Here is a 4,819-nt window from a genome sequence, read left to right on the forward strand (position 1 = left end):
GCCACGCTACAAAAAACCACAAATACTAAAATACTGCTTTTCATTGACTTTCTATTCCACAATGCCGAAGCAGTATTAACCACAAATTTAGCTTAGTGATCAATGTTTAGGGTTGATTATCAACCGGGCAACTAAAATAGGGGGTTGGTTAAGATAGCAGCAAAAACAAGGGGTTATATTGAAAGGCAAAAAACAGGCCAATGTGATTATTTTGTGACAAGATTGTATAAAAAATAGATTAATATTAATCATTTAATAACCAGCATTAATAATTTCAAATAAATTTTATTGTTTTATTTTTATTATGTGATTCTTATCACATTTATAATGATTTATTTCAGTATTGAATAACTTGAAATATGATAGGTATCGTTAATTTTTGATAAGACATGACCTTTTATGATTAGGTTAGATGATGACTTTTAGCTCAGTTGGCAGAACTGACGCTATACTATTGCGGATTGGGAAATAACCATCAGATAGCAAGTGTTGGTGGTAATTATGCAGCTAATTTCTCTATTACCAGACTTGATGTCTAGTTAGACTGCCCATATCGATTTTGGTTAAATAAACTATCTCAAGTAAAAATAAATCCAGTGCTATTGCTCCGTAATTAACTCACAGATTGGAAAAAATCATGAAGCCTAATGAGACAAAGATCTCCAGGGAGGATTTATCCATGCCAATCTTGCTTTTTATTTGCTGCTCACTCTGCCATAAGATCACTTAACCTAAATTCTTCATAATTATATGGGATAAATAGCATGATTTGTTAGCGTCATTCTCCGTAATTGGAGAGTTGAACGTAGTGGCAATTGGGAAGATGATACGATGTTTGGAGTTTGCAGAGCATGAACTAAATTAGAGGCGCAAATTTACTTTTCTCACCCTAATTCACCTTGGGAAAGAAGGGACCAATGAAAATATCAATGGGTCAATCAAGCAATACTTTCCAAAGGGAACCAATTTTAATGAAATCTCTGAGCAGGAAATAGATTTTGTGGTAAACCGATTAAGTAATCGCCCCTGAAAAACTCGGGGCGGTAAAACACCCAATGAATTATTTAAAGGAATACAGATATATTTACTTCCAGAGTAACAATGTTGCACTTACTATGTGAATATATCCCATGCTATTAACAAGGTCATTCAAACTTACCCATCCTAATAAAAACCCACTTTTTATTTTAATAAAAATAACTTCCTCACCAAAGAAATTATAAATTAATTTATAAATCACATTCAGTAATAATTAGTATAGATAACCCAGTTACTCTCTAACAGAACAATGGACTAAGGAATAATAATAATTTAAAATACTCAACTATAGTTATACTGAGGAGGAAATTAACTAAAGAGGAGAATGAAAATGTCCATATCCCTTGAGTATTTTCAATCTGCAAAATTTGACGGTAATTTGTATCTTAAATGTCACGGTGAAATTAGTAACGATACAGGAATAAAATACACCGTAACCAATTCAAACACAAAAGAGATATACGAACGTTATAGTGAAGATAATCAACTCATCTGTTTGACTTCACTTAAACCCGCAAATTATACAATAGAAACTACCATTAAAAAAGACGGTAAAACAATTGCTACGCTTACACCAGAAAATATAGAAATAAAAGAATCAGACTTTCTGTTTGATATCGATAAAAAAATCGATGAGATAGATAAAGACAAAACTGATAATATCAACATTAACCACATACCACCGAAACAGATACCTTCCAAAGAAAACATTATCTCTTTAAAAGGAAACAATGATATCCCAGACAAGAATTTGAAATATAACCTTGAGATTATGTTTTCCCCTGATGGACTAAAAAAATTTGAAATAGAAAAAGATAATTTATTATCTGCTTTTAATTCATCTCAACACGCAATAGAGATAAAACCTGTTTTTAATCAAGAAGATTTAGATAAGAAAACCTGGAAAACACCAGAATTCAGTAAGTTAATTCACCTCTACAAGATAGATGCTGATATTAATCATGCTGATTTAATCAAGTTAGCCAATGAACTGGAGAAACTGGATTATGTCGAATTTTGCTCTCTTACGCCGATGTTGAAAGAGCTACCGCCACCGCCTTTACTTCTGTCCGAAGAGGAAACAATAATTCCTGAATTTGATACTACTCATATCGTTACACCTGATTTTTCACATCTACAGGGATATTTAGACGAACACAGCGGTATGAATATTAGGAAGGTCTGGGATGAAGGTTATAAAGGCAAAGGCGTCACTGTACACCATCTTGATTTTGGCGTTTATAGAAACCATGAAGATTTAGTTGGTAATATTACGGTTATCAATAGCCGCCCAGAAACACAAGATTGTAATCACGGCACAGCAGCCACCGGCTGTATTGCTGCAAAAGATAATAAATTCGGTGTGACGGGTATTGCTCACGAATGTCAATTCCGTTTTTATGACGTCGATGATTTTAATAGAATAATATATAGCTTTTTACCAGGAGATATTATTAGTTTAAATATTCAAACTGTAGCCAATAATAGATATTATCCTTTCACCTACCTCAAATCTAATTGGCAAAAAATAAAAAGCTGTGCTGATGCAGGGGCAATAATTATTTTCGCTTCTGGTAATAGTGGTCTTAATTTAGCCTATGACTTCACTTTCCCTAATTATGGCGATCCTGGTGGTATTATGATCGGTGCCTGTACATCAATTAATGGACACAGGTTAGGCTTTTCCAATCATAATCTTCACACCAGTTTAAATTCCTGGGGTGAGAACGTCACAACTACTGGGTATACAAACTTACAGTACCTACCAGGAAATAATAGAAATTATACTCGCAGTTATAATGGCACATCCAGCGCTACACCTTTAGTTGCAGGTGCATTAGCGCTTATTCAATCCTATGTTAAATTAAAATATCATAAATATCTTAATAGCACTCAAATAGCAACACTGGTTAGAAGTAGCGGTTTTATAATAGGAGAACCACAAGGAATCGGTACGAGACCAAATGTCGCAAATGCTTTCAAATTAATTGATCGTCTGTTTTCTTAATTAAGGTAAATGACTTCAGATTAAAGTCGTGATGCTTTATCAGGGCCACCCGTTATTCTACGGATGGCCTTATATCAATTAAATAATTAATGCAGTTTTAATCGTGGACGGATAACACGGTTAATTCCGCCAACAAGCATCATCAAGCCAGTTTTAATATAACCATGTAGAGCCACCTGATGCATACGATATAAAGAGATATAGACAGCACGAGCTATACGCCCTTCGATCATCATTGAACCACGCATCAAATTGCCCATCAAACTACCCACCGTACTGAATTTAGACAATGATACCAATGAGCCATGATCCTTATAGGTATACTCTTTTAACGGTTTATCATGCAACAAGGCAATAATATTACTGTAACAGCAGCTAGCCATTTGATGAGCCGCCTGTGCCCTTGGTGGAACAAAACCACCTTCCTTCTTCGAGCATGATGCACAATCACCAATAGCAAAAATATGATCATCAAGTGTCGTTTGCAGAGTTGGCTTTACCACTAGCTGATTAATCCGGTTAGTTTCAAGACCGGCAATATCTTTCATAAAATCAGGTACTTTGATACCGGCAGCCCATACCATGAGATCAGCTTTAATCAGCTCACCTTCTTTAGTACTCAATCCACGTTCATCAGCGCTGGTCACCATAGTTTTGGTTAATACATGAACGCCAAGTTTTGTGAGTTCCTGATGTGCCGCAGCAGAAATACGTGCCGGCAATGCAGGCAAAATTCGCTCCCCTGCTTCGACTAGCGTCACGTTCAATGCTTCTGAACTCAGCCCTTCAAAACCATAACTGTTAAGCTGTTTTACCGCATTGTGCAATTCCGCTGATAACTCAACACCTGTCGCACCACCGCCAACGATAGCAATATTAACCTTATCTTGCTGACCACAGTTTGCAGAATACTTAAGAAACAGATTCAACATTTCATTATGGAAACGGTGAGCCTGTTGTGGGTTATCCAGGAAGATACAATGCTCTTTCACACCTTGTGTATTAAAATCATTAGATGTACTTCCCAAGGCCATAACTAGAATGTCATAGCTCAATTCACGTTCAGGAACCAATACTTCGTTATATTCATCCCTGATCTCAGTCAAAGTAATTTTTCTGCTATCACGGTGAATATCAGTTAACGTCCCTAATTGGAAACTGAAATAGTGGTTACGGGCATGAGCCAGATAACTCAACGCATCAACCCCATCGTCAAGGGAGCCTGTTGCCACTTCATGTAATAACGGCTTCCATAAATGACTTTGATTACGATCCACCAGCACAATTTCTGCTTTCTTCTTACGACCCAACTTATGCCCCAGACTGGTTGCCAGTTCCAAACCACCGGCACCTCCACCAATGATAACAATTCTCTTCTTTGGTGTTGTCATGACTACTCCACTAAAATGTAAACCAAATGTTATTTAAGGGCAGTAAAATAATACCTTTAAATAACATTTAGTTTTATATAAATAACCGATGTGATAATTACAGAATATCATGACTGGTTGGTGGGTCATACCAAAATTGAACAACATCAAATTCTTTTGAATAAATAAACATCAATCACAAAATTTGTCAATTTATTTTCAGTTGGTTGGATTCGGCTCTTATTTATTTCATTTTCTTATTTACATAGGAAATAAAATATGCATCAAAAAAGATGCCTTAAAGAACCTGATATCAATGAAATTTTAGGAATATGACCATGCTATGTATACAAAAAGTGGGATATTTTCCCGCACCATCAACATTAAAAGTCATTTATTTAGT

At 35.5% G+C, this 4,819-nt stretch carries 2 protein-coding genes and 1 pseudogene; 2 read left to right on the plus strand and 1 reads right to left on the minus strand.

Going from position 1 to position 4,819, the window contains the following annotated elements; translation table 11 throughout:
* Positions 1–858: 858 nt before the first annotated feature.
* A pseudogene (locus tag LGZ98_RS22890) lies at positions 859–1,099 on the plus strand (transposase); the annotation flags it as partial.
* Between the two features lie 270 nt (positions 1,100–1,369).
* Positions 1,370–3,046: a S8 family peptidase gene (locus LGZ98_RS22895; RefSeq protein ID WP_113041889.1), complete on the plus strand. Its 1,677-nt coding sequence runs from the start codon at positions 1,370–1,372 to the stop codon at positions 3,044–3,046.
* An 86-nt stretch (positions 3,047–3,132) separates the two neighbouring features.
* On the opposite strand, the gene LGZ98_RS22900 is transcribed toward LGZ98_RS22895, so the two are convergent.
* Positions 3,133–4,437 carry an NAD(P)/FAD-dependent oxidoreductase gene (locus LGZ98_RS22900; RefSeq protein WP_113041890.1) on the minus strand — a complete coding sequence of 435 codons (1,305 nt, stop codon included), beginning with the start codon at positions 4,435–4,437 and terminating at the stop codon, positions 3,133–3,135.
* Positions 4,438–4,819 lie beyond the last annotated feature (382 nt).

Source organism: Photorhabdus kayaii (assembly GCF_025384895.1).
GTDB classification, from domain to species: Bacteria; Pseudomonadota; Gammaproteobacteria; order Enterobacterales; family Enterobacteriaceae; genus Photorhabdus; species Photorhabdus kayaii.

Bases quoted from the DNA above. Each gene is read 5' to 3' on its own strand.
- LGZ98_RS22895 (WP_113041889.1), top strand. From the start codon at position 1,370: ATGTCCATATCCCTTGAGTATTTTCAATCTGCAAAATTTGACGGTAAT.
- LGZ98_RS22900 (WP_113041890.1), bottom strand. From the start codon at position 4,437: ATGACAACACCAAAGAAGAGAATTGTTATCATTGGTGGAGGTGCCGGT.